The sequence below is a fragment of the Arthrobacter sp. IK3 genome (genome assembly GCF_051337705.1).
In the GTDB taxonomy this organism is placed as follows: domain Bacteria; phylum Actinomycetota; class Actinomycetes; order Actinomycetales; family Micrococcaceae; genus Arthrobacter_B; species Arthrobacter_B koreensis.
On sequence record NZ_JBPPSW010000009.1, the window covers coordinates 132,531 to 152,760 of the forward strand.

Consider the following 20,230-nt stretch of genomic DNA (forward strand, 5'->3'; position numbering starts at 1 on the left):
TCACTGTCCGGCCACCCAATCAGCGTAGAAGAGTCCCAGGGCAAGGGCGACGCAGAGCCCGCCGATGATCCAGAAGCGGACCACCACGGTGACTTCTGCCCAGCCCTTGAGTTCGAAGTGGTGCTGCAGGGGCGCCATCTTGAACACGCGCTTGCCGCCGCTGAGCTTGAAGTAGCCCACCTGGATGATGACCGATGCGGAGATGATCACGAACAGTCCGGCCAGGAGGACCAGCAGCAGTTCGGTGCGGGAGAGGATCGCGAAGGCCGCGATGGCGCCGCCGATGGCCAGGGAACCGGTGTCCCCCATGAAGATCTTGGCCGGGGACGTGTTCCACCACAGGAAGCCCACCAGCGCACCGGCCATTGCGCCGGCCAGCAGGGCAAGGTCCATGGGGTCGCGCACTTCGTAGCAGACCCCGGTCTCGCCCGGGTTGGCCAGGCAGGACTGGTTGAACTGCCAGATGCCGATCAGGAAGTACGCACCGAACACCAGGATGGAGGCACCGGCGGCCAGGCCGTCAAGGCCGTCAGCCAGGTTCACGCCATTGGTCGCGGCGGTGATGATCACGCTGGACCAGAGGATGAACAGGATCGCGCCGATGATCGTGCCGGCAAAGGCGAGGTCAATTGCGGTGTCCCGGACGAAGGAGACGTTGGTCGACGCCGGGGTCAGACCTGCGTGGTTCGGGAACTGCAGGGCGAGGATGGCGAACACGATGCCCACGATCGCCTGCAGGATGATCTTGGCCTTGGCGTTCAGGCCAAGCGACCGCTGCCGCGAGATCTTGGTGTAGTCGTCGATGAAGCCCACGAATCCCATGCCGACCATCAGGAACAGCACGAGCAGCCCGGACGCGGACGGACCAAACGTGGTGGGGTTGATCGCGTAGGAGATCAGGTGGGTAATGAAGTAGGAAGCCACGACGGACGCCACGATCACGGCGCCGCCCATGGTGGGCGTACCGCGCTTGGTGTGGTGCGACGTCGGGCCGTCGTCACGGACAAACTGCCCGTAGCCCTTCCTGACCAGGAAACGGATGAACAGCGGGGTCAGGACAAGCGCCAGGACCAGCCCGAGCAGGCAACCGATCAGGAGGGAGATCACAGTGCCTCACCCCGGTTGGGCTCGTCCTGGGTGCTGCCTGCTGCTGTAGGGGTATTCAAGGCGATCCGATCACCAAGGAACCGCAGACCGGCACCGTTGGAAGATTTGAACAGGACAATGTCCCCGGGTTCGAGGGAGGACTCAAGGATTGCCTCGGCCTCTTCGGGGGTCTGGACGAAGGTCGATTCGTCTCCCCAGGACCCCTCCATCACGGCTCCGGTGTGGAGGGCGCGGGTTCCCGTTCCCACCACAATGAGCTTGGAGATATTCAGGCGGACCACGTAGCGGCCAATGGCGTCATGCTCGGTGACTGCGTCGTCACCGAGCTCAAGCATTTCGCCGAGCACGGCCCAGGTGCGCCGTCCCCTGCCGAGCTCGGCCAGGGTCCGCAGCGCAGCACGCATTGATTCAGGGTTGGCGTTGTAGGCGTCGTTGATGACGGTGACGCCGTCGGCGCGGTCGGTGCGTTCCATGCGCCAGCGGCTCGCGGCCTTCTGTCCGGAGAGTCCCGCGGCGATATCCGCCGGGGAGATTCCGGCGGCAAAGGCGGCACCGGCGGCGGCCAGCAGGTTCGCCGTGTGGTGGGCACCGATCAGGCCCGATTCGACCCGGTGGCGTTCCCCGGTTGGGAACTCAAGGGTGAATACCGGCCGCCCCTGCCCGTCCGTGCGGGCATCGACGGCGCGCAGCGTGGCGTGGTTGCCCGGCAGTTCATCGGTGGAGGACGTGAAGGAAAGCACCTTCGCCGTGGTGCGCTTGTCCATGGCGGCGACGCGGATGTCGTCTCCGTTGAGTACGGCAGTGCCCTCCGGGGACAGCGCTTCGACCATTTCGCCCTTGGCACGGGCAATGTTCTCCACGCCGCCGAATTCTCCGGCGTGGGCGGTGCCAACGCAAAGGACGACGCCGATGTCCGGGCGCACCATGTCCGCCAGGTACGTGATGTGCCCGATTCCGGTGGCTCCCATCTCGACCACGAGGTAGCGGGTGCCGTATCCGGCGTTGAAGATGGTCAGCGGGACTCCGACCTCGCCGTTGTAGGAACCGACCGGAGCCACGGTGTTCCCGTGTGTTCCCAGCAGCCCTGCAAGCAGGTCTTTGGTGGTTGTCTTACCGGCCGAGCCGGTGATGCCGATAACGGTCAGCGGGCCGTCCGCGCGGAGCCGGCGAACTATTTCCGCGGCCATCTGTCCCATGGCGGCAACAGCGTCCGGAACCACGATGCCGGGGAATACCGTGCCGTCCGCGCCGGTCACCGGGCGCTCGGTCAGGGCCAGTGCGGCGCCGGCTTCAAAGGCCCGTTCCACGAACAGATGCCCGTCGGAAAACTCGCCCGGCTTGGCAATGAACAGGGCCGCCGGGCCGGCTTCGCGGGAGTCGGTGGTGGCCGACGTCACTGGAATGGACGGGTCTGATGCTGCTGCCCCCACCAGCTCGCCGCCCGTAATTGCCGCAATTTCGGCTGCATTAAGTTCAATCATGACGATTTAGGACTCTACCCCGTCGTAAGTAGGCACTGTGAATCCGGCCTTGGCCAGCGCAGTGCGAAGTTCAACCCGGTCATCAAGGGCATGGTTGACTCCCTTGACCTCCTGCCACACCTCGTGTCCGCGCCCGGCCACGAGGATCGTGTCCCCCGGGCCGGCCAGTTCAACGGCGCGGTAAATTGCGGCTGCACGCGGGGCTTCTTCGAGCACCAGCGGGCCGTGCCCGTCCTGCCCTGCGGCGCTTCGGGCACCGCGGAGCACATCGGCACGGATGGCGGCCTCGTCCTCGTCGTGCGGGTCGTCGTCAGTGACAATAACGACGTCGGCCAGGCGCGCCGCGATCTCCCCCATGAGGGGGCGTTTGGTCTGGTCCCGCTCTCCCGTGGCGCCGAAGACGACGATGACCCGACCCTCCGGCCGGCGGACGGACTCGAGGGTGCGCTGCAGCGCGTCGGGGTTGTGGGCAAAGTCAACGATTGCCGCCGGAGCCTCACAGACCAGCTGCATCCGCCCCGGCACTTCGACCGTGAAGGGGTCCTGCCGGTCCAGTGCGTCCTGCACGGCAGCGGGGTCGGCACCCGATTCGAGGACCATGGCCAGGGCCAGGGCCGCGTTGGACACGTTGAAGGTACCCGGCAGGCCGGTCCGCACCCGGAGGGGCGTGCCCTGAGGGCCGTGGAGCTCGAAGCTGTGGCCGAGCCCTTCCCGCTGCACGGAACGGACCTGCCAGTCGGCGTCGGAAGCTGCACCCGAGGTGGACAGCGTAACGCCGCGGGTTCCCGCGGCTTCCGCCATCCGGCGCCCCCATTCCTCGTCCACAGTAACCACGGCACGCCGGCTGCGGTCCGCCCGGAACAGCTCTGCCTTGGCGGCAAAGTACTCCTCCATGGATCCGTGCAGGTCCAGGTGGTCCTGCGTGAGGTTGGTGAAGCCCGCGACGTCGAAGACCACCCCGTCCACCCGCCGGTAGGAAATCGCATGGGAGGAGACTTCCATGGCGGCCGCGTCCAGGGCACGCTCGCGCATCAGGGCCAGCAGGCCGTGGACCTGCGGTGATTCGGGAGTGGTCAGGACACTGGGAATCGCTTCCGCTCCGGCCAGGATCTCTATGGTGCCAATCAGCCCCGTGGTGCGGCCAAGGGCCTTCAGCAGCGAGGTGATGAAGTACGTGGTGGTGGTCTTGCCGTTGGTTCCGGTGACGCCGAAGAGCAGCGGGGCGCTGCCGTCCTGCGGCTGGCTGTTGAAAACCGCGGCAGAAAGCGGCCCCACCAGCCGCCGGACATCCGCTGTCAGGAACACCGGCAGGGCGGTCTCCGGAAGCTGGTCCAGCCCGGCCGCGTCGGTCAGGACAGCGGCCGCACCGGCAGCCTCGGCACCGGCCGCGAATCCGGCCCCGTGGTGCCGCGCTCCCGGCAGGGCCAGGTAGAGGTCCCCGGGAAGGACCTGCGCGGAGTTGATGCTTATGCCCGTGACCTCGACGTCCCATGCGCCTGCGGCGGTTCCGGGCGCCGGCGTGATGGCCGGAGAGCCTTCGGGGAGCGATGCCGCAGCGCGGGCCAGGCTGACCGGCTGCACCCGTTCGGGGCGCATGCCGCTTTGGGCATGCTGATTGTTGCTATGTGGCACTGCACTGCTCCAGCTTTAGTACTCGATGGGGTACGTAACCGGCTCCCCTTCGGAGGGGGCTACGTTGTTGGTGGTCAGGACCTGTTCCATGACCTTCTGGAAGGTCTTTCCGGGTTCGATGTAGTAGAGGTCTCCCTTGGGCCGCTGCAGGGTCACTACGGCGACGTACTTGGGATCATCCATGGGCGCAATACCAGCATAGGAGACGGTGTATCCGTCATACCCGCCGTTGGGGCTCGGCGCCTCCGCGGTACCGGTCTTGGAACCGACCCGATACTTCTCGAGTGCTCCCGACGAGCCGGATCCCTCAACCGTGGTGGTCTCCAGCATGTGCTGGACTTCCAGGGCTGTGTTCTCGGACACAACCCGGGTGCCCCCGTCCTTTTCAGCCCTGTGTTCGACGCCGTCGGCGTCGATCCTGGCATCCACCAGCCGCGGTTGAAGCCGAACCCCGTCATTGGCGATGGTCTGGAAAACCATGGCGGTGTGCAGCGCCGTCTGCGTTAGGCCCTGGCCGAAGAGGACGGTGTACTGCTGGCGGGTGTCCCAGTTATCCGGGGTGGCGAGCAGGCCGGACGTCTCGCCGTTGAGGCCCGTTCCCAGCTCGGTCCCGATGCCGAACTTCCGCAGCCAGTCGTAGCGCTGCTGGGGAGTGAGCTGCTGGCCAACCATGACTGTTCCGGTGTTCATGGATTTGGCCAGCACGCCGGACGCCGTCATCCGGACCGTGCCGTGGTCAAAGGCGTCCTTGAAGGTCTGCCCGTCAATTGAGTAGGTGTTGTCGATCTGGAACTGGGAGGTGGGGGTGATGATCCCCTCTTCGATGGCAGCCGCCATGGTGATCACCTTGGTGGTTGAGCCCGGCTCGAAGGAATCCGTCACCGAGCGGGCCTTGCGGGAATCCGCTTCCGTGGCGCCGGGATTGTTCGGGTCCACCGTGGTGGATTCCGCCATGGCAAGGACGTTGCCCGTCTCCACCTCCACGACGACGACGTTGCCCCAGTCCGCGCTGTACTCCTGGACCTGGTCCGCAATGGTCTGCTGGGCGAACCACTGAAGGTCCTGGTCAATGGTCAGCCGGATCGAATCGCCGTCCTGAACCGGCACGTCTTCGTTGGTGGCGTACGGAATGCGGATGCCGTCTCCGCCAATCTCGTACGTCTTGCTTCCGGCCTCACCCGCCAGGATCGAGTCCTGGGTCAGTTCCAGACCTTCCTGGGCTCCCTCGGTCCCGAGGAAACCGACGATGGATCCGGCCACGGGCCCGGAGGGGTAGGTACGGAGGGTGGTTCGGTCGGCATAGACGCCGGGGAACTTGACGGCCAGGACCTTGTCCCGGATTTCCGGGGTCACGGTCTTTGCCACGAAGTTGAAACCCTTTTCGCCCAGGACCGACCTGCGCAGAGTCTCAGTGTCCTGGCCCAGGACCGCGGAAAGTTCCTTCAGCGCAGCGTCGAACGTCACGGTTTCAAGGTCACCCTCGGAGTTTCGGCGCTGGTATTCATCCTCGTCGTAGGCAGCGGCGAGCCGCTGGTCGACAACGATGTCGAAGCGCTCCACACTGCGTGCCAGGTAGTTGCCTTCGTTGTCCAGGATGCCCCCGCGCAGTGCCGGCACATTCACGGTCACCAGCCGGTTTGCCACCGCTGCCTCCGCCATGCCTTCCGGATCCACGGCCTGCACCTGGAACAGCCGGACGCCCAGGACGGTGAGCAGCACCAGCACAATGATCATCCCGGCCCGTAGCCTGCCGGTCACGAGGTTTACCCTGTGGTCCTCCGGTGCCGGAGCCTGTCCTGCTTTTGCCACAACGTGTCCTCGCCGGTGCTGGTTGGTTTACTGGCCGCTTCTCTGGCTGGGAGCCGGAATCGTGCCGCCGTTCAAATCGGTTTCCGCCGGTGCGGGGGCAGGAACGGGAGCCGGTTCCGGTTCCGCACCGGTAGAAGCACTGTCCTGCTGCTGCGCGGCCCGTGCGTTTTCGGCCGGTTCCGGGGCAGCAGGCTGTGCCGGGGTAACCGGCTGGGTCAGGACCTGGGGCAGCTCAATCAGTGTTCCGGGTCCCGCACCTTCCTTGGCAGGCTCAGGATCCCCTGTGACCGCCAGGGTCTGCAGGTCGATCGTACCGAACGTAGGCGAAACAACCATGCCCAGTTCGCCGGCGGCACCGGCCAGGACCTGGGGAGCCTGGTTGTGCTCCACCTGCTGGGTCAGTGCCTCGTTCTGCTGGATCAGCTGGGTGCGCTGGTTCTGCAGCTGGACGAGCTCATACTGGCCGCTGGACACAGAGATGTTCAGGCCGAGGACTGCTGCGAGGCCGGCGGCAAGCGCGGCGAAGCACAGCGCCACCGCAGGGACCCGGCGCTTTCGGGTTGCCGCGGGGACCAGGGCCAGCGGTGTCCGGCGGCGCGGAGCTGGCTGCTGGGGCGCCTCCTGCGGCAGGGCACGTGCCAGGTTGCCCTGCACGGACGGGGCTGTCCGCACCGGAACCTGCGGCCGGCGTGGTGATCGTTCAGTCATCGACGTGCCCCATCCATGGTTGCGCGAATCCGTTCGACTGCCCGCAGCTTGGCCGATGCCGCGCGCGGGTTCTCTGCGATTTCCTGCTCGGTGGGAACTTCGGTTCCCTTGGTCAGCCGCTTGAGCTGCGCCTTGTGTTCCTCGAGCTCAACCGGGAAGCCCTTGGGCGCCGAGGAACGGGAGCCGGCTGCGAAGATATCCTTCACGATCCTGTCCTCCAGGCTGTGGTAGGACATGACGACGATGCGTCCGCCCACACCGAGCACGGAAAGCGCGGAGGGAATGGCCCGTTCCAGCACGTCGAGTTCCTCGTTGACCTCGATGCGCAGTGCCTGGAAGGTGCGCTTTGCAGGGTGGCCGCCGGTGCGGGCCGCTGCTGCCGGAACCACTGCGCGGATGGCTTCGACCAGTTCGCCCGTAGTGGTGAACGGCTTGCCGGCACGGGTGGAGACAATCGAGGACGCGATGCGGCCGGCGAACTTTTCCTCGCCCCAGCGGCGGATGATCGAAACCAGTTCGGCCTCGTCATAGGTGTTGACGATTTCGGCAGCAGTGCGGCCGCGGCTGGTATCCATGCGCATGTCCAGCGGCGCGTCGTAGGAGTATGCGAAGCCGCGCTCACGCTCGTCGAGCTGCATGGAGGAGACGCCGAGGTCGAACAGCGCACCATCGATGGTTTCGAATCCGAGGTCCTGGACGACGTCTGCGATCTCGTCGTATACGGCGTGCACCAGGTCCGTGCGGTTCTCGAAGGCTGCCAGCCGCTCCCCCGCCAGGGCAAGCGCCTGCGTGTCACGGTCAATGCCGATGACGTGCAGTTTCGGAAAGCGCTCGAGCATGGCTTCGGTGTGCCCGCCCATGCCAAGCGTGGCGTCCACGACGACGGCGGTGCGCCCGGCTGCCTCGGCTGCCTCGATGGCCGGTGCCAGGAGGTTGATGCAGCGGTCCCGCAGTACGGGTACGTGCCGGTCCTCAGTTGGACGGTCTTCGTTCATTGGTCTCTCCCTCCGCTGCCTGTCCGGTTCAGCGGGTTCTTGGACCAGATCCCCATCCGCGCCTCACGGTACGCCTGGCTCCGGGGAAGGTGAGCCAGGTGAATTCCATGGGGCGGCTGGAGATCTCGTTCAAGATCCCGCCGGGTCCGGCGTCGAATTCCTCTGGGTACTGCTTTACTGCCTGCTGTGCAACGGCTAGAAGATGCCGGGCATCGTGTCTTCGTCAGTCTCCGAAAACGCGTTTTCCTGTTCCTCCAGGTATTCCTGCCATGCCGTGGCGTCCCAGATCTCGGCCCGGGTGCCCGCGCCGATAACGGCGAGTTCACGTCCGAGCCCGGCATACGAGCGCAGTGCCGGCGGAATAGTAACGCGGCCCTGCTTATCCGGGATTTCGTCAGAGGCTCCGGACAGAAACACACGAATGTAGTCACGGGCCTGGCGTGATGACAGTGGAGCCTGCCTCATCTGCTCGTGGACCTTCTCGAATTCCTTCTGGCTGAAGACGTAGATGCAGCGTTCCTGGCCCCGTGTCAGCACCAGCCCTTCGGCGAGTTCGTCACGGAACTTAGCGGGAAGGATGAGCCTGCCCTTCTCGTCAAGGCGCGGCGAATGAGTTCCGAGGAACATCGCCACCACCTGTCAGATATGGGAGTTACACCCCTCCTGCACTGCCCTACCCTCTTACGCCCCCCACTTTACTCCACTTCCCTCCACAGTCAACGCAATTCGATAACGTTTTCCGGCGCGTCGTGCCCGTGGTTCCCAACGCGGGCAAGGGAAAGCGGGGCGTGGTGTGCGGTGGAGGGAAAAGTGCTCTTCGAGGGGCCCACCGGCGGTTAAAAAGGAAAAGACCCGCAGCTGCGGGTCTTTTCGGCCTCCCGGGCCTGTGCCGGGGAGGAAAGTGGGGCTGGCGGCGCTAGGGCTGGTCCCGCTTGCGCTCATCCCATTTGTTCTCGAGGTTGGACATAAATCCACGGGGAGCCGCGGCGCGCTCCTTGCGGCCCGCAGGAATCTGCGTCTCAGCCTGCTTGCCCTTGGTGGTCGCGTAGTACATCCCGGCACCCATGACCATAAACCCAACAATCCCCACCAGGATGTTGAACGGACTGTCGAGGGTGATACCCAGGATCAGGACTGCTATCCCGGCAACTGCCACGAGTGCGCCCAGCACAATCCGCCGGGTAGACATGCCTCGGCCGGCCGAGGAAGCCATTGAATTGGCAAACTTCGGGTCCTCAGCGTGTAATTGCTGCTCCAGCTGATCAAGCAAGCGCTGCTCGTGTTCTGAGAGTGCCATTACTGTCTCCTTGCGGTCCAAATGTGCCCTGTAATCCAAGCAACGAACCCGGCGTGGTGGTTGTTCCCGCGGAGGTGTCGACGCTGATCTGCAACTAGCTCTAAGGATAGTTTGCAAACGGGTCCGGGGAAAGCGGCTGCCGGACGCTGCGGCTTCCTCTCAGCTAAAGCTCAGCCTTGCCCGCCCGGGGGCTTGTTCCGCTCCCGCCCCAGGAGGCGCGCCGGCATGATGCCGGCTTCCCCGAACCGCCGGTTGATGCGGTCCAGTGCGTCCTCCGCAGAGCGCCAGTTGTCATCCCGGCCGTCCAGCGTCAGCTGCTGGGCAGCGCCGTCGGCCGTCTCGAGCTTCTCCGCCCGCAGGCCAATCAGCCGCACGCTCATGGGCCGGCGGCCCAGTCCGGCCAGCAGTCCGCGCACCGCCTCATACAGAAGCTGTGCACTGTCCACCGGTTCAGTGAGCGTGCGGGAACGCGTCAGCGTTGAGAAGTCGGCGTACCGAAGCTTGAGCGACACGGAACGGCTTTGGAGTCCTGCCGCCCGCAGCCGGGCAGCGGTTCGGTGTGCCAGCCGCAGGAGTTCCGTCTCCAGCACCTCATCTTCATCCACGTCCCGGGCGAACGTCTCCTCCGCGCCGAGGCTCTTCTCCACGCGTACCGGAGTGACGGCGCGCGGATCCCGCCCCCAGGCCAGGTCGTAGACGTGCCTTCCGGTGGCACCGAGCAGGCGCTGCAGGACGGTGGGAGGCGTATGGGCCACATCAAAGACAGTATTGATGCCCACCCGGGCAAGGGCTTCGCGGGTTTTTGCGCCCACCCCCCAGAGCGCGGAAACGTCCAGGGTGTGGAGGAAGCCGATGGTCTCCTCCATCGGGACCAGCAGCAGGCCATTGGGCTTGCACCGTGCCGAGGCAATCTTCGCGACGAACTTGGTGGATGCGATACCCACGCTGGCAGTAATCCCCAGTTCCCGGGACACACGGCTGCGGACCAGTTCACCGATCTGCCGCGGCGGGCCCAGCCGGCGCATCGAGCCGGCGATATCCAGGAAGGCTTCGTCCACGCTCTGCGGCTCCACCAGCGGCGTTATGGATTCGAAGATGGCCATGAGCCGGGCCGACACCTGCCGATACACCCCCTGGTGCGGTTCCAGGACCTCCGCCTGGGGACACAGTCTGCGCGCGTTGGCCATGGGCATGGCGGACCGCACCCCGAAGCGGCGGGCCTCATAGGATGCCGAAAGGACAACGGACCTGCCTCCCAGGCCTCCGACGATCACCGGCCGGCCAACCAGTTCAGGACGGCGGAGCAGCTCAACGGCCACATAGAAGGCATCCATGTCCACGTGCATGATGGTGCAGTCCCGGTTTTCGGCCGCCGCCTGCGTTTCTGTACCCACGTCCCCATACTAGGCAGCCAGCTGACACTCCTCCGCTCGCCTAGACTGGATTGCAGGCCCTGACCCTTCGTCGATGCGGATCCCCATGAAGAAATTCCTCGCAGTTGCCTGCAGCGCAGCCATCCTGGCCGCAGTTGCCGGCTGCAGTTCCGACGCCACTTCCCCCGACACCACTGCGTCCCCCAGCACCTCGGCGGCATCCCCCTCGTCCTCGGCCGCGGAGGCCAGCCCAACGACGTCCCCCTCGCCTACATCCGCCATCGCGCCAGGTTTCCCCGAAGCCCTCATCCCCGTCTTCGCAGGATCCGAGCCCACCGCCTCCAGTTACGAATCTGACGGCAAGCTCGTTACTGCCTCCATGACGGCTTCCTCCCCCGCCGCCCCCGAGGAAATCCTTGCCTTCTACACGGCGCACTTCGAGAAACTCGGGTTTACTGCCCTTGAAGGCGACGCGGTGGATTCAACACCGGCCAAGGACTTCGCCCGCACTACTGACTCCGAGACGGAAACCGTGAACGTCTCAGTCGTCACCCGGAACGGCAGCTCCGTCTACACCGTGGGGGCGAACGTGCTTCCCGCTACCGCCGAAACCGCAGGATAGGACACTCCGTGAGCCAGGCACCCGCCGCATGGGAAGCAAACCCGGAACCCGGACAGGCACCGGGGGACGCGGTGCAGGAACAGGCCGCGTACCGCCAGGCCCTGTCCGCTGACCTGGAGCAGTTCCTCGATTTCCAGCGCGAGGTCCTGGAGGACGTGTCCAGCGAATCGGTTCCGCTGCTTGGCGCCGTCCACTCGCTGGCCAAAGGCGGCAAGCGCCTGCGTGCGCTGCTGAACTACTGGGGTTGGCGAGGCGCCGGCGGGGACGCACTGGGAGCTCCGGCAATCCGGGCCGGCGTTGCGCTGGAACTGTTCCAGAGTGCGGCGCTGATCCATGACGACATCATTGACCGGTCCGACACCCGCCGCGGCGCGCCCAGCGTGCACCGGCACTTCAGCAACCGGCACGCCGAAGCCGAATGGTTCCTGGACGGACAGCACTTCGGTTCCTCCGCAGCGATCCTCGCAGGCGACCTCTGCCTTGCGCTGAGTGAAGAGGCATTCACCTCCGTGGGTGAACGCGCTGCCTACAACACCCGGGCACGCGCCCTCTTCAACCGCATGCGCACTGAAGTCATGGCCGGGCAGTACCTGGATATTCTCGAAGAAGTGGTTGGGCCCGGGCATGAGCCCGAACGCGCGGTTGTGCGGGCCCGGAACATCCTGCGGTACAAATCCGCGAAGTACAGCATTGAGCATCCCCTCGCCATAGGCGGGGCGCTGGCCGGCGCCGGGAACGAGCTGCTGGCCGCGTACTCACAGTTCGCGCTGCCGCTGGGTGAAGCGTTCCAGCTGCGGGATGATGTGCTGGGAGTATTCGGTGATCCGGAGCTGACCGGGAAGCCTGCCGGGGACGACCTGCGTGAAGGAAAGCGCACGGTGCTGATCGCCTATGCGCTGAGCACCGGATCCGAGGCTGTCCGGAAGGAAATCACGGACAATCTCGGCCGGCCGGACCTGGATGACGACGCCGTAGCGTCCCTCCGGACGGCCATCGAGGAAAGCGGTGCGCTGGCTACTACGGAAGCACTGATTGCCGAGCACACCGAGCAGGCCTTCACCACCCTCGCCTCTCTGGCTGTGGATGAGCAGACCCGCTCGGCGCTTGAGCTACTGGCACATGCGGCCGTAACCCGGACTGCCTAGGGCACTTTCACCACGCCAGGGCCTGCGCCCGGCGGCGGATCTCCGTCTTCCGGCCTTCCTTCAGTGCGTCCACGGGACGTCCGGGGAGGGTGTCATCCGCGGTGAAGAGCCAGCGGAGCATTTCCTCATCGGAGAAACCCGCATCAGCGAGGACCGAAATAGTCCCCTTCAGGCTGTCCAAAATGGCGCCGTCGTTAATAAAGGCTGCAGGCACGCTGCGGATCTTGCGCTCACCGAGCCGCACCGCCAGCAGCGCGCGTTCTTCCAGCAGGCTGTGCACCTTGCTGATTGTTACGTCTAGTTGTTCAGCCACATCGGGCAGGGTCAGCCAGTCGGAAACCAGTTCCTCGAGTTCATTCACGTTTCCAAGATTGCCACGGCAGCAGCAATCCGGGCCAGTCGGAGCCCCTTTCACCCCTGCGGCATGGGCCGATAAGTTTTGCCGGCGGGTATCGCAATCCAGCAATTCTCGTGTAAATTCGCATTAGTCACAGTAATCACACCCGTAACACCCGTATCACTACTTGTTTTTTGTCCCGCGGACTGCGGCACAAAGCCGCCCCGCCAACAGATGAGGAAACGACCCGTTATGACCGTGCAGCCCAATGCCAGGCCGCGTACCGCTGCCTTGCCCCGCAAACTGAGCGTTGCTGTAACCACGGCAGCGATCCCGGCTGTCATGATGTCCTCGTTGGCTCTTGCCGATCCGGCCCAGGCCCAGGTTCCGCAGTCACCGGCCAAGGCACTGTTCCCGCAGCTTCCGCTGCAGGCCAAGAAGACCCTCCCCTCCGCCGTCATTCCAGCCGCCCAGCTCGCGGCGCAGGTCCCGGCCACGGTCGCCGCCGAATCCTCGGTTCCCGCGACCCACCGGATTGTTCCGGGAGACACGGTCAGCGCCATCGCCGCAAAGTACGGCCTGGACATGAACGAGCTGCTCCGGGTCAACAACCTCACGCCGTCCTCGATCATCTACGCAGGCAAGGAACTGAAGCTGACCGGCTCGGCACCCGCAGCGGCGGCTCCGTCCACCAAGGCGCCGGCCGCAGCCGCCGGAACCTACACCGTGGCTGCCGGGGATACCCTCAGCGCCATTGCCGCCAAGCACGGCGTCAGCCTGGCCTCCATCCTGCAGGCGAACAACCTCAGCATGACCACCGTGATCTACCCCGGGGACAAGCTCACCATTGGAGCAGGCGCCGCCACTTCGGTGACCGCCCCGTCATCCGCTGCTGCTCCGGCGGCTCCCGCCCCGGCTCCCGCAGCGCCGTCGGCCGGCACGTACACCGTGGTCCCGGGCGATACCCTGGGCGCCATTGCCGCCAAGCACGGGGTCAGCCTGAAATCGGTGCTGGACGCCAACAACCTCAGCATGACTTCAATCATCCGCCCGGGCCAGAAAATCTCCCTGTCCAGCGGATCGACCGTCACCACGGCTTCCTCGGCGCCGGCAGCTCCCGCGGCCGCACCCACGGACCTGGTGCCGAGCACTTTCCTGCACTACACCTACCCGCAGCACGTTGTGGCCAACGCCAACCTGAACAAGCAGGCGCTGAACTCCGTGGCGGTGCCTTCGCGGGCACAGATGCAGCAGATGGTTGCCGACACCGCCGCCTCCATGGGCGTTGATCCGGCACTGGCCCAGGCCTTCGCGCTGCAGGAATCCGGTTTTGACCAGCGTGCCGTGTCCCCGGCAAACGCCATCGGCACCATGCAGGTCATCCCCTCCTCCGGCGAATGGGCCTCCGGACTGGTGGGCCGCGAGCTCAACCTGCTTGACCCGCAGGACAACGTCACCGCCGGCGTGGCGATCATCCGGGCGCTGGTCCGCACCAGCCCCAGCCTGGAGGTTGCCATTGCGTCCTATTACCAGGGCCAGTACTCGGTGACCACCCAGGGAATGTACGAGGACACCAAGGCATACGTGGCGTCCGTCCTGGCCCACCGGGCCGGGTTCTAGCACGCACGGAACTGGAGCCGGGAGGCGGATCGGGTGTCGATCCGCCTCCCGGCTCCTTCCGCTTATAGGATCAAAGGGTGCATGAGCCCGTGAGTGACCCTCTCCTGGAAACCCTGGTAGACAACCGCTACCTGGTGCGGTCCCGCATCGCGCGCGGCGGAATGTCCACTGTCTATCTGGCAACCGATACCCGGCTGGACCGCGACGTCGCCCTGAAGGTCCTGTACCCCCACCTCGCGGCGGACCGCGGATTCCTCGACCGTTTTGAGCGGGAGGCCAAGTCCGCTGCCCGCCTGTCCCACCCGCACGTCGTCGGCGTCCTGGACCAGGGCGTCACCGACTCGCTGTCCTATCTGGTCATGGAATACGTTCCCGGCCGCACGCTGCGTGACGTCCTCAACGAGCGGCACAGGCTCTCCCCCCGCCTGGCGCTGGCCATGATGGATGCCGTGGTGGACGGGCTCGCCGCCGCACACGAAGCGGGGCTCGTGCACCGCGACGTCAAGCCCGAAAACGTGCTGCTGGCCAGCAGCGGTGCCATCAAAATAGCGGACTTCGGCCTGGCCCGTGCCGTGACTACCAGCACGAACACGGGCACGCTGGTGGGCACCGTCGCTTACCTGGCCCCTGAACTTGTCACCGGTGCAGGCGCTGACGCACGCAGCGACATCTATTCCGCCGGCATCATGCTCTACGAGATGCTCACGGGTTCCCAGCCCTTCACCGGCGAAGTGCCAATCCAGGTGGCATTCGCCCACGTGCACTCCTCGGTCCCGGCGCCTTCCGCCGCCTGCCCCGGACTGGCTGAGGACCTGGACGAGCTGGTGCTCTGGTGCACCTCGCAGGACCCGGAGGGCCGGCCGGTGGACGGCCGCGCCCTGCTGGGGGAACTGCGCCACATCCGCACGTCCCTCACCGACGAACAGCTGGACTTCCATGCCCCGGGCAGTCCCCCGGCACAGCGTCCGGGCCAGGGCGACCGGACAACCGTCATGACACCGACGCCTTCCGGCGCCACGGAAGTGATCAGCCAGGCGCAGCCCAACGCCACCGAAGTCCTGCAGCGCACGGACAACGCCACCACCGTCCTGGGGCACCCGCTCACCGCGGAGGGCTACCAGGACGACGATGGTTATGACGGGCACGGCGACGACGACGGCGACTACCCTGAGCTCTCCCCACGGGCAGGCCGGCGGCTTGCCAAGAAAGACTTTAAGGCAAGCCAGAAAGAGGCCAGCCGGGCAGCGCAGCGTCCTGAGGTATCCCTGCGTCCGGGCCGTCCGCGCAGGCGGGGCGTCCTACTGGCGCTCCTGGTTACCCTGCTGGTTGCCGCGGCTGCCTTCGCCGGCTGGTTCTTCGGAGCCGGTCCCGGAGCACTGGTGTCCATCCCGGAGGTCTCCAACACATCGGTCGAGGCCGCTGGAAGCAGGCTTGGCGAGGAAGGACTCCGCTATACCACCAGCGAGGTGTATGACGAGGTGATCTCGGCCGGAATGGTGGTGGGAACCGATCCCGCCGCCGCGCAGCAAATCCGCCGGTTCCAGCCGGTGACGCTGCTGGTGTCCCGCGGACCGGAACTCTTCAGCGTCCCCAACGTCATCCAGCGTTCGCTGGAGGACGCCCGGGAGAAGATCACCGAGGCCGGTCTCGCCACCGGAACCGTCACCGAGGAATTCAGCGAGGATGTTCCCGCAGGGCAGGTCCTCGCGCAGGTACCCGCAGCGGACGCTGACCTTCGCCGCGGCACTCCCGTGGACCTTACGGTGTCCAAGGGCCCGGCACCTGTCGAGGTCCCGGTGGTGGCCGGGAAGACCGAGCAGGAGGCGGTACGGCTAATCCAGGAGGCCGGATTGTCTGCCACCGTCTCCCCCGAGCGCATCAACAGCGTGGATGTTCCCAAGGGATCCGTGGCAGTGCAGACGCCGTCCTCCGGGCTGGTGGAGCGGGGCGGAACGGTGACACTGACCATTTCCGACGGGCCGCGCATGGTCCAGGTGCCCAGCTATGTGGGCAAGCAGGCGGACACCGCACGCGAGGAACTTGAACGCCTGGGCTTCCGCGTCGAGGTCAACGAAATCCTGGGCGGTTTCTTCGGAACGGTCCGGGCCCAGGATCCGGCGGGCGGCACGGCCCCGGAGGGTTCGGTCATTAAGCTGACCGTCGTCTGACAGGACGCCGGCACAGGAACGGGGACTGCCCAGGCAGTCCCCGTTCCTGTTCGGAAAGGTCAGCTCTTCTCCGCGAGGGCTCCTGCCACCAGGAATGCCATCTCCAGGGACTGCATGTGGTTCAGGCGTGGGTCGCAGACCGACTCGTAGCCTTCCACGAAGGCCTCCTGGTCCACGGGATCTGCTCCGCCCAGGCATTCGGACACGTCATCGCCCGTCATCTCGACGTGCAGGCCGCCCGGGAAGGTGCCCAGCTCGTTGTGGACCTCGAAGAAGCCGCGGACCTCGTCCATGACGTCGTCGAAGTTGCGGGTCTTGTATCCGTTGGGGGACGTTACCGTGTTGCCGTGCATGGGATCGGTTACCCAGAGTACCTGGGCACCGGAGGCGGTCACCTTCTCCACCAGGGTGGGGAGCTTTTCGCGGATGTTGCCGGCACCCATTCGCGTGATGAAGGTCAGGCGCCCCGGTTCGCGTTCGGGATCCAGTTTCTCGATCAGGGCCAGTGCGTCCTCAGCCGTGCTGTTGGGGCCGAGCTTCACGCCAATGGGGTTGCGGACGCGGGACAGGAAGTCCACGTGCGCCGAATCCAGGTCGCGGGTACGCTCACCGATCCACAGGAAGTGGGCGGACGTGTCATAGGGCTGGCCGGTCCGCGAATCGATCCGGGTCAGCGCCCGCTCATAGTCCAGCAGCAGCGCTTCGTGACTGGCGAAGAACTCAACGCGTTTCAGGGCCTCGAAGTCGGCGCCGCAGACGTCCATGAAGCGCACTGCGCGGTCGATGTCCCGGGCGAGGGACTCATAGCGGGAGTGCGCCGGGTTGGCGGTGAAGCCCCGGTTCCAGTGGTGGACCAGCCGAAGGTCTGCGAAGCCGCCCTGGGTGAAGGCACGGATCAGGTTCAGGGTGGATGCGGAGGTGTGGTAGGCCCGCACCATGCGTGCCGGGTCATGCCGGCGGGACTCGGGGGTGAACTCGAAGCCGTTGACCATGTCTCCCCGGTACGCCGGGAGCGTCACACCGCCACGCGTTTCATCATTCGAGGAACGCGGCTTGGCAAACTGGCCGGCCATGCGTCCCATCTTGATCACGGGCAGGGACGCCCCGTAGGTCAGCACCACGGACATCTGAAGGATGGTGCGGACTCGTGCGCTGATCTTGTCCGCCGTCGCAGCCTCGAATGTCTCCGCGCAGTCGCCTCCCTGCAGGAGAAATGCCTTTCCCTGGGCAGCCTGGGCAAGCCGTTCACGCAGGATGTCCACCTCGCCGGCGAATACCAGCGGAGGGACCATGGAGAGTTCCGCTACGGCGGCCTCATAGCCGGGGTCTTGGTGCCAGGTGGGCTGCTGGGAGATGGGCAGCGAACGCCAGTCATCGAGTCCGGGATATACGGCGGCACCCGAGGACGGCGGGAAACTGGGATCAAGGTCAGCAGGTTTTTGGGTCACCCCTTAACCCTACGTCGCGGCGTCCGCCCTCAGCGATCCAATGTGTCCTGTTACGCAGGAATCGGGTGCGGCAGGGCCCTTAGGCACCCCGCGGGGACTGCTGCGACCCGCCGGAGCTGTTGTCTCCGCTGCCGCCGTCCGCAGGGGTCTGCTCTTCCGCCTGCTTGGCCTTGTCCGGGGAACCGATGACGGTAACCTCGCCGGGTTCCTTGTGGCCCTTTCGGCGGCCGGTACCCGGACCTACCCCGGTGTCAGGAGTATCGGCATGCGCCAGGCGGACAGCCGCGCTGCGGGACTCTGCCGACTTTGACGCCTTGCGTGCCGCCGCCATCTGGTCCTTAACGGTGCTGGCGTACACGTCCACGTACTCCTGGCCGGAAAGGCGCATGAGCTCGTACATGATTTCGTCAGTGACCGAACGCTGCACAAAGCGGTCGTTTTCCATGCCCGCATAGCGGGAGAAATCCAGCGGCTCACCGACAATAATGCCGATCCGGCGGATATTCGGGATGCGCCGCCCGATGGGCTGGACCTTATCGGTTCCGATCATTGCCACGGGGATGACGGGCACACCGGTCTGCAGTGCCATCTTCGCCACACCGGTCTTGCCGCGGTACAGCCGGCCGTCGGGGCTGCGGGTGCCTTCCGGGTAAATGCCCAGGAGGTTGCCGCTCTCCAGCACCTTCACGCCGGCACGCAGCGCCGCCTCGGAGGCAGCACCGCCCGAACGGTCGATGGGCAGCTGGTTGGAAAGGCGGAAGAACGCTGCAGTGAGTTTGCCCTTCAGGCCCCGGCCCGTGAAGTATTCCGACTTGGCCAGGAAGCTCACCGGACGCGGTACGGCCAGCGGCAGGAAGATGGAGTCCGAGAAGGAGAGATGGTTGCTGACGAGGATCGCCGGCCCAGTGGCGGGAACATTGTCCATACCCTTGACCCACGGCCTGAACAGGAGATTCACCACCGGTCCGATGAAAATCGTCTTCATCACCCAATAGAACACGCGGCCAGCTCTCCCGTCGGACAAGACAATTAAGGAACCAATCAAGGAACCAATTGAGGAACACAGTGGGGAACCCGAATGGCACCCCCTGGTACTACTGTAAGCGCCGCGGCGGCAGCGTAGAATTTCTGCCGCTCCTGACACGGCCGACTTTGTTTCCGGCGGGGTGGAAAAACGCGCGCCTAATGCAACCATAGAGACATGACTTCCCCAGGGGGCCCGGCACCATTTTCAAGCGCCGGAGAAGGCCCGAACGCATCCACCGGCGTGCTCCTCAGCCATGGCTTCACCGGTTCAACGGTGAGCATGCTGGGCTGGGCCCGCTATCTGGCCGAGGCCGGGTATGCCGTCAGCCTTCCCCTGCTGCCCGGCCACGGAACCACCTGGCAGGAGCTGGCACGCACACCCTGGCAGCACTGGTACCGGGGCTATGAGGACGCGTACACGGAACTGGCCGCGCGGACGGACCGGGTATTCGCCGCCGGACTGTCCATGGGCGGCGCCCTGGCGCTGCGCCTTGCTGCCCGGCAGCCGGTAGCCGGAGTCGCCGTCGTCAATCCCGGCCTGACCGTCGCCGACCCCCGGGCCCGTTACGCCCACCTGCTGAAGTATGTGTTGCCCTCCGTTCCCGCGATCGGGAACAGCATCCGCCTGCCGGGACAGGACGAGGGAGCGTATTCCCGCACTCCGGTGGGGGCCGTGGCCCAGCTCCTTCGGCTCTTCAAGGACACCGCAGAGCACCTGCCCGAGGTGAAGGTGCCTGTGATCGCCTTCCGGTCGACCGTGGATCCGGTGGTGCCGGAGTCCAGCATGGACCTGGTGCGCAGGCAGCTTGGCACAACGGAGCTTGAAGTAGTGCCCCTCCCCAACAGCTACCATGTGGCCACGATGGACCATGATGCACCGCTGATCTTTGACCGTTCCCACGAATTCATCCAACGGGTGAGTGCAGGTGCCGCAGCATGAATGAACGCGAACCGGACCGTAACGAGTCCACGGACGAGGCCACCTGGCTGGACCTGGTCGCCCGCCTGCAGGAAACTCCGGACACTGATCCCCGGCAGCCTTCCCCCGAGCGCCAGGCTCCCGACGGCGATTCCGCCCAGGCGCCTGGCCCCGCCGCCCCGCCCGCGGGGCCGCGCTCCGCGGCGGACCGCACCCGGGCCATTTTCGAGAACCAGCCGCTGCGTGCGACCCCACCCGCCGGACCCCGTGACTACAGCCCGGAAGAGGACGAGTCAGACGGCTCATTCGTCCCGGAGGAACCGCCGCCGCTGGGAAGCGGCGAACCGCTGGTGATTTTGGCCTGGCTGGGTGCCGCGGGAGGACCGCTGCTGCTGCTCCTGTTTGCCATGTTCTGGCGCGGCGCACCAATGGCCGTGGTGCTGGGCGTCGTCGCCATTTTCGTCACCTGCGCCGGCTACCTGCTGTTCCGGCTCCCCCAGTCGAGGGATGAGGGCGACGACGGCGCAGCGGTCTAGCGGTGAA

18 protein-coding genes are annotated in these 20,230 nt (G+C 65.8%); 6 read left to right on the top strand and 12 right to left on the bottom strand.

What is annotated here, in order from left to right; translation table 11 throughout:
• From mraY to dinB, 9 genes are all read right to left on the bottom strand, one after another.
• Window positions 1-1,107, bottom strand: coding sequence for a phospho-N-acetylmuramoyl-pentapeptide-transferase (gene mraY, locus ACSLGO_RS13270; RefSeq protein WP_091605656.1), 1,107 nt, complete (start codon window positions 1,105-1,107; stop codon window positions 1-3).
• Window positions 1,104-2,588 carry a UDP-N-acetylmuramoyl-tripeptide--D-alanyl-D-alanine ligase gene (locus tag ACSLGO_RS13275; RefSeq protein ID WP_277664767.1) on the bottom strand — a complete coding sequence of 495 codons (1,485 nt, stop codon included), beginning with the start codon at window positions 2,586-2,588 and terminating at the stop codon, window positions 1,104-1,106. The genes mraY and ACSLGO_RS13275 overlap by 4 nt, the downstream gene beginning before the upstream one ends.
• 6 nt (window positions 2,589-2,594) lie before the next feature.
• Complete coding sequence (locus tag ACSLGO_RS13280; RefSeq protein ID WP_152274583.1) at window positions 2,595-4,184, bottom strand: UDP-N-acetylmuramoyl-L-alanyl-D-glutamate--2,6-diaminopimelate ligase; 1,590 nt, start codon at window positions 4,182-4,184, stop codon at window positions 2,595-2,597.
• Window positions 4,185-4,235: 51 nt separating this feature from the next.
• Window positions 4,236-6,029, bottom strand: a complete 1,794-nt coding sequence (locus ACSLGO_RS13285; protein ID WP_436401276.1) for a peptidoglycan D,D-transpeptidase FtsI family protein — start codon at window positions 6,027-6,029, stop codon at window positions 4,236-4,238.
• A gap of 27 nt (window positions 6,030-6,056) precedes the next feature.
• Window positions 6,057-6,737, bottom strand: a complete 681-nt coding sequence (locus ACSLGO_RS13290; protein ID WP_263128782.1) for a hypothetical protein — start codon at window positions 6,735-6,737, stop codon at window positions 6,057-6,059.
• Window positions 6,734-7,732 carry a 16S rRNA (cytosine(1402)-N(4))-methyltransferase RsmH gene (gene rsmH / locus ACSLGO_RS13295; RefSeq protein WP_263128781.1) on the bottom strand — a complete coding sequence of 333 codons (999 nt, stop codon included), beginning with the start codon at window positions 7,730-7,732 and terminating at the stop codon, window positions 6,734-6,736. The genes ACSLGO_RS13290 and rsmH overlap by 4 nt, the downstream gene beginning before the upstream one ends.
• Before the next feature lie 195 nt (window positions 7,733-7,927).
• On the bottom strand, window positions 7,928-8,359 hold the full coding sequence (gene mraZ / locus ACSLGO_RS13300) for a division/cell wall cluster transcriptional repressor MraZ (RefSeq protein WP_419242578.1): 432 nt from the start codon (window positions 8,357-8,359) through the stop codon (window positions 7,928-7,930).
• A 289-nt stretch (window positions 8,360-8,648) separates the two neighbouring features.
• On the bottom strand, window positions 8,649-9,029 hold the full coding sequence (locus tag ACSLGO_RS13305) for a DUF3040 domain-containing protein (RefSeq protein WP_091605675.1): 381 nt from the start codon (window positions 9,027-9,029) through the stop codon (window positions 8,649-8,651).
• 170 nt (window positions 9,030-9,199) lie between these two features.
• Window positions 9,200-10,423, bottom strand: coding sequence for a DNA polymerase IV (gene dinB / locus ACSLGO_RS13310; RefSeq protein WP_436401277.1), 1,224 nt, complete (start codon window positions 10,421-10,423; stop codon window positions 9,200-9,202).
• 85 nt (window positions 10,424-10,508) lie between these two features.
• On the opposite strand from dinB, the gene ACSLGO_RS13315 reads away from it, so the two are divergent.
• Window positions 10,509-11,024 (top strand): hypothetical protein, encoded by a 516-nt coding sequence (locus tag ACSLGO_RS13315; protein ID WP_152274287.1) that lies wholly within the window; start codon window positions 10,509-10,511, stop codon window positions 11,022-11,024.
• A 71-nt stretch (window positions 11,025-11,095) separates the two neighbouring features.
• Window positions 11,096-12,169 (top strand): polyprenyl synthetase family protein, encoded by a 1,074-nt coding sequence (locus ACSLGO_RS13320; RefSeq protein ID WP_193313238.1) that lies wholly within the window; start codon window positions 11,096-11,098, stop codon window positions 12,167-12,169.
• 7 nt (window positions 12,170-12,176) lie between these two features.
• Here ACSLGO_RS13320 and ACSLGO_RS13325 read toward each other — a convergent pair whose 3' ends face one another.
• Window positions 12,177-12,530, bottom strand: coding sequence for an Rv2175c family DNA-binding protein (locus tag ACSLGO_RS13325; protein ID WP_091605682.1), 354 nt, complete (start codon window positions 12,528-12,530; stop codon window positions 12,177-12,179).
• A gap of 228 nt (window positions 12,531-12,758) precedes the next feature.
• Here ACSLGO_RS13325 and ACSLGO_RS13330 point away from each other — a divergent pair, with 228 nt between their 5' ends.
• Window positions 12,759-14,126, top strand: coding sequence for a LysM peptidoglycan-binding domain-containing protein (locus ACSLGO_RS13330; RefSeq protein WP_436401278.1), 1,368 nt, complete (start codon window positions 12,759-12,761; stop codon window positions 14,124-14,126).
• Window positions 14,127-14,215: 89 nt separating this feature from the next.
• A complete protein-coding gene (gene pknB, locus ACSLGO_RS13335) occupies window positions 14,216-16,294 on the top strand; it encodes a Stk1 family PASTA domain-containing Ser/Thr kinase (protein WP_377956270.1) in 2,079 nt (692 codons plus the stop codon).
• A 59-nt stretch (window positions 16,295-16,353) separates the two neighbouring features.
• Here the strand turns inward: pknB and ACSLGO_RS13340 are convergent, their stop codons facing one another.
• Window positions 16,354-17,742: a class II 3-deoxy-7-phosphoheptulonate synthase gene (locus ACSLGO_RS13340; protein ID WP_091605690.1), complete on the bottom strand. Its 1,389-nt coding sequence runs from the start codon at window positions 17,740-17,742 to the stop codon at window positions 16,354-16,356.
• 79 nt (window positions 17,743-17,821) lie between these two features.
• Window positions 17,822-18,742 carry a lysophospholipid acyltransferase family protein gene (locus ACSLGO_RS13345; RefSeq protein ID WP_263128774.1) on the bottom strand — a complete coding sequence of 307 codons (921 nt, stop codon included), beginning with the start codon at window positions 18,740-18,742 and terminating at the stop codon, window positions 17,822-17,824.
• A 201-nt stretch (window positions 18,743-18,943) separates the two neighbouring features.
• Here ACSLGO_RS13345 and ACSLGO_RS13350 point away from each other — a divergent pair, with 201 nt between their 5' ends.
• Together ACSLGO_RS13350 and ACSLGO_RS13355 are read left to right on the top strand one after the other, a co-directional pair.
• The gene (locus ACSLGO_RS13350) at window positions 18,944-19,708 is read left to right on the top strand and encodes an alpha/beta hydrolase (RefSeq protein ID WP_091605692.1); all 765 of its coding nucleotides are present in this window, start codon (window positions 18,944-18,946) and stop codon (window positions 19,706-19,708) included.
• Window positions 19,705-20,223, top strand: coding sequence for a hypothetical protein (locus ACSLGO_RS13355; RefSeq protein WP_091605695.1), 519 nt, complete (start codon window positions 19,705-19,707; stop codon window positions 20,221-20,223). Before ACSLGO_RS13350 ends, ACSLGO_RS13355 begins: the two co-directional genes overlap by 4 nt.
• The last annotated feature ends 7 nt before the right edge of the window (window positions 20,224-20,230 follow it).

Coding starts and splice junctions, on each gene's coding strand:
- ACSLGO_RS13275 (WP_277664767.1), bottom strand. CDS start 2,588: ATGATTGAACTTAATGCAGCCGAAATTGCGGCAATTACGGGCGGCGAG.
- ACSLGO_RS13280 (WP_152274583.1), bottom strand. CDS start 4,184: ATGCGCCCCGAACGGGTGCAGCCGGTCAGCCTGGCCCGCGCTGCGGCA.
- ACSLGO_RS13290 (WP_263128782.1), bottom strand. CDS start 6,737: ATGACTGAACGATCACCACGCCGGCCGCAGGTTCCGGTGCGGACAGCC.
- rsmH (WP_263128781.1), bottom strand. CDS start 7,732: ATGAACGAAGACCGTCCAACTGAGGACCGGCACGTACCCGTACTGCGG.
- mraZ (WP_419242578.1), bottom strand. CDS start 8,359: ATGTTCCTCGGAACTCATTCGCCGCGCCTTGACGAGAAGGGCAGGCTC.
- ACSLGO_RS13305 (WP_091605675.1), bottom strand. CDS start 9,029: ATGGCACTCTCAGAACACGAGCAGCGCTTGCTTGATCAGCTGGAGCAG.
- ACSLGO_RS13315 (WP_152274287.1), top strand. CDS start 10,509: ATGAAGAAATTCCTCGCAGTTGCCTGCAGCGCAGCCATCCTGGCCGCA.
- ACSLGO_RS13330 (WP_436401278.1), top strand. CDS start 12,759: ATGACCGTGCAGCCCAATGCCAGGCCGCGTACCGCTGCCTTGCCCCGC.
- ACSLGO_RS13350 (WP_091605692.1), top strand. CDS start 18,944: ATGACTTCCCCAGGGGGCCCGGCACCATTTTCAAGCGCCGGAGAAGGC.
- ACSLGO_RS13355 (WP_091605695.1), top strand. CDS start 19,705: ATGAATGAACGCGAACCGGACCGTAACGAGTCCACGGACGAGGCCACC.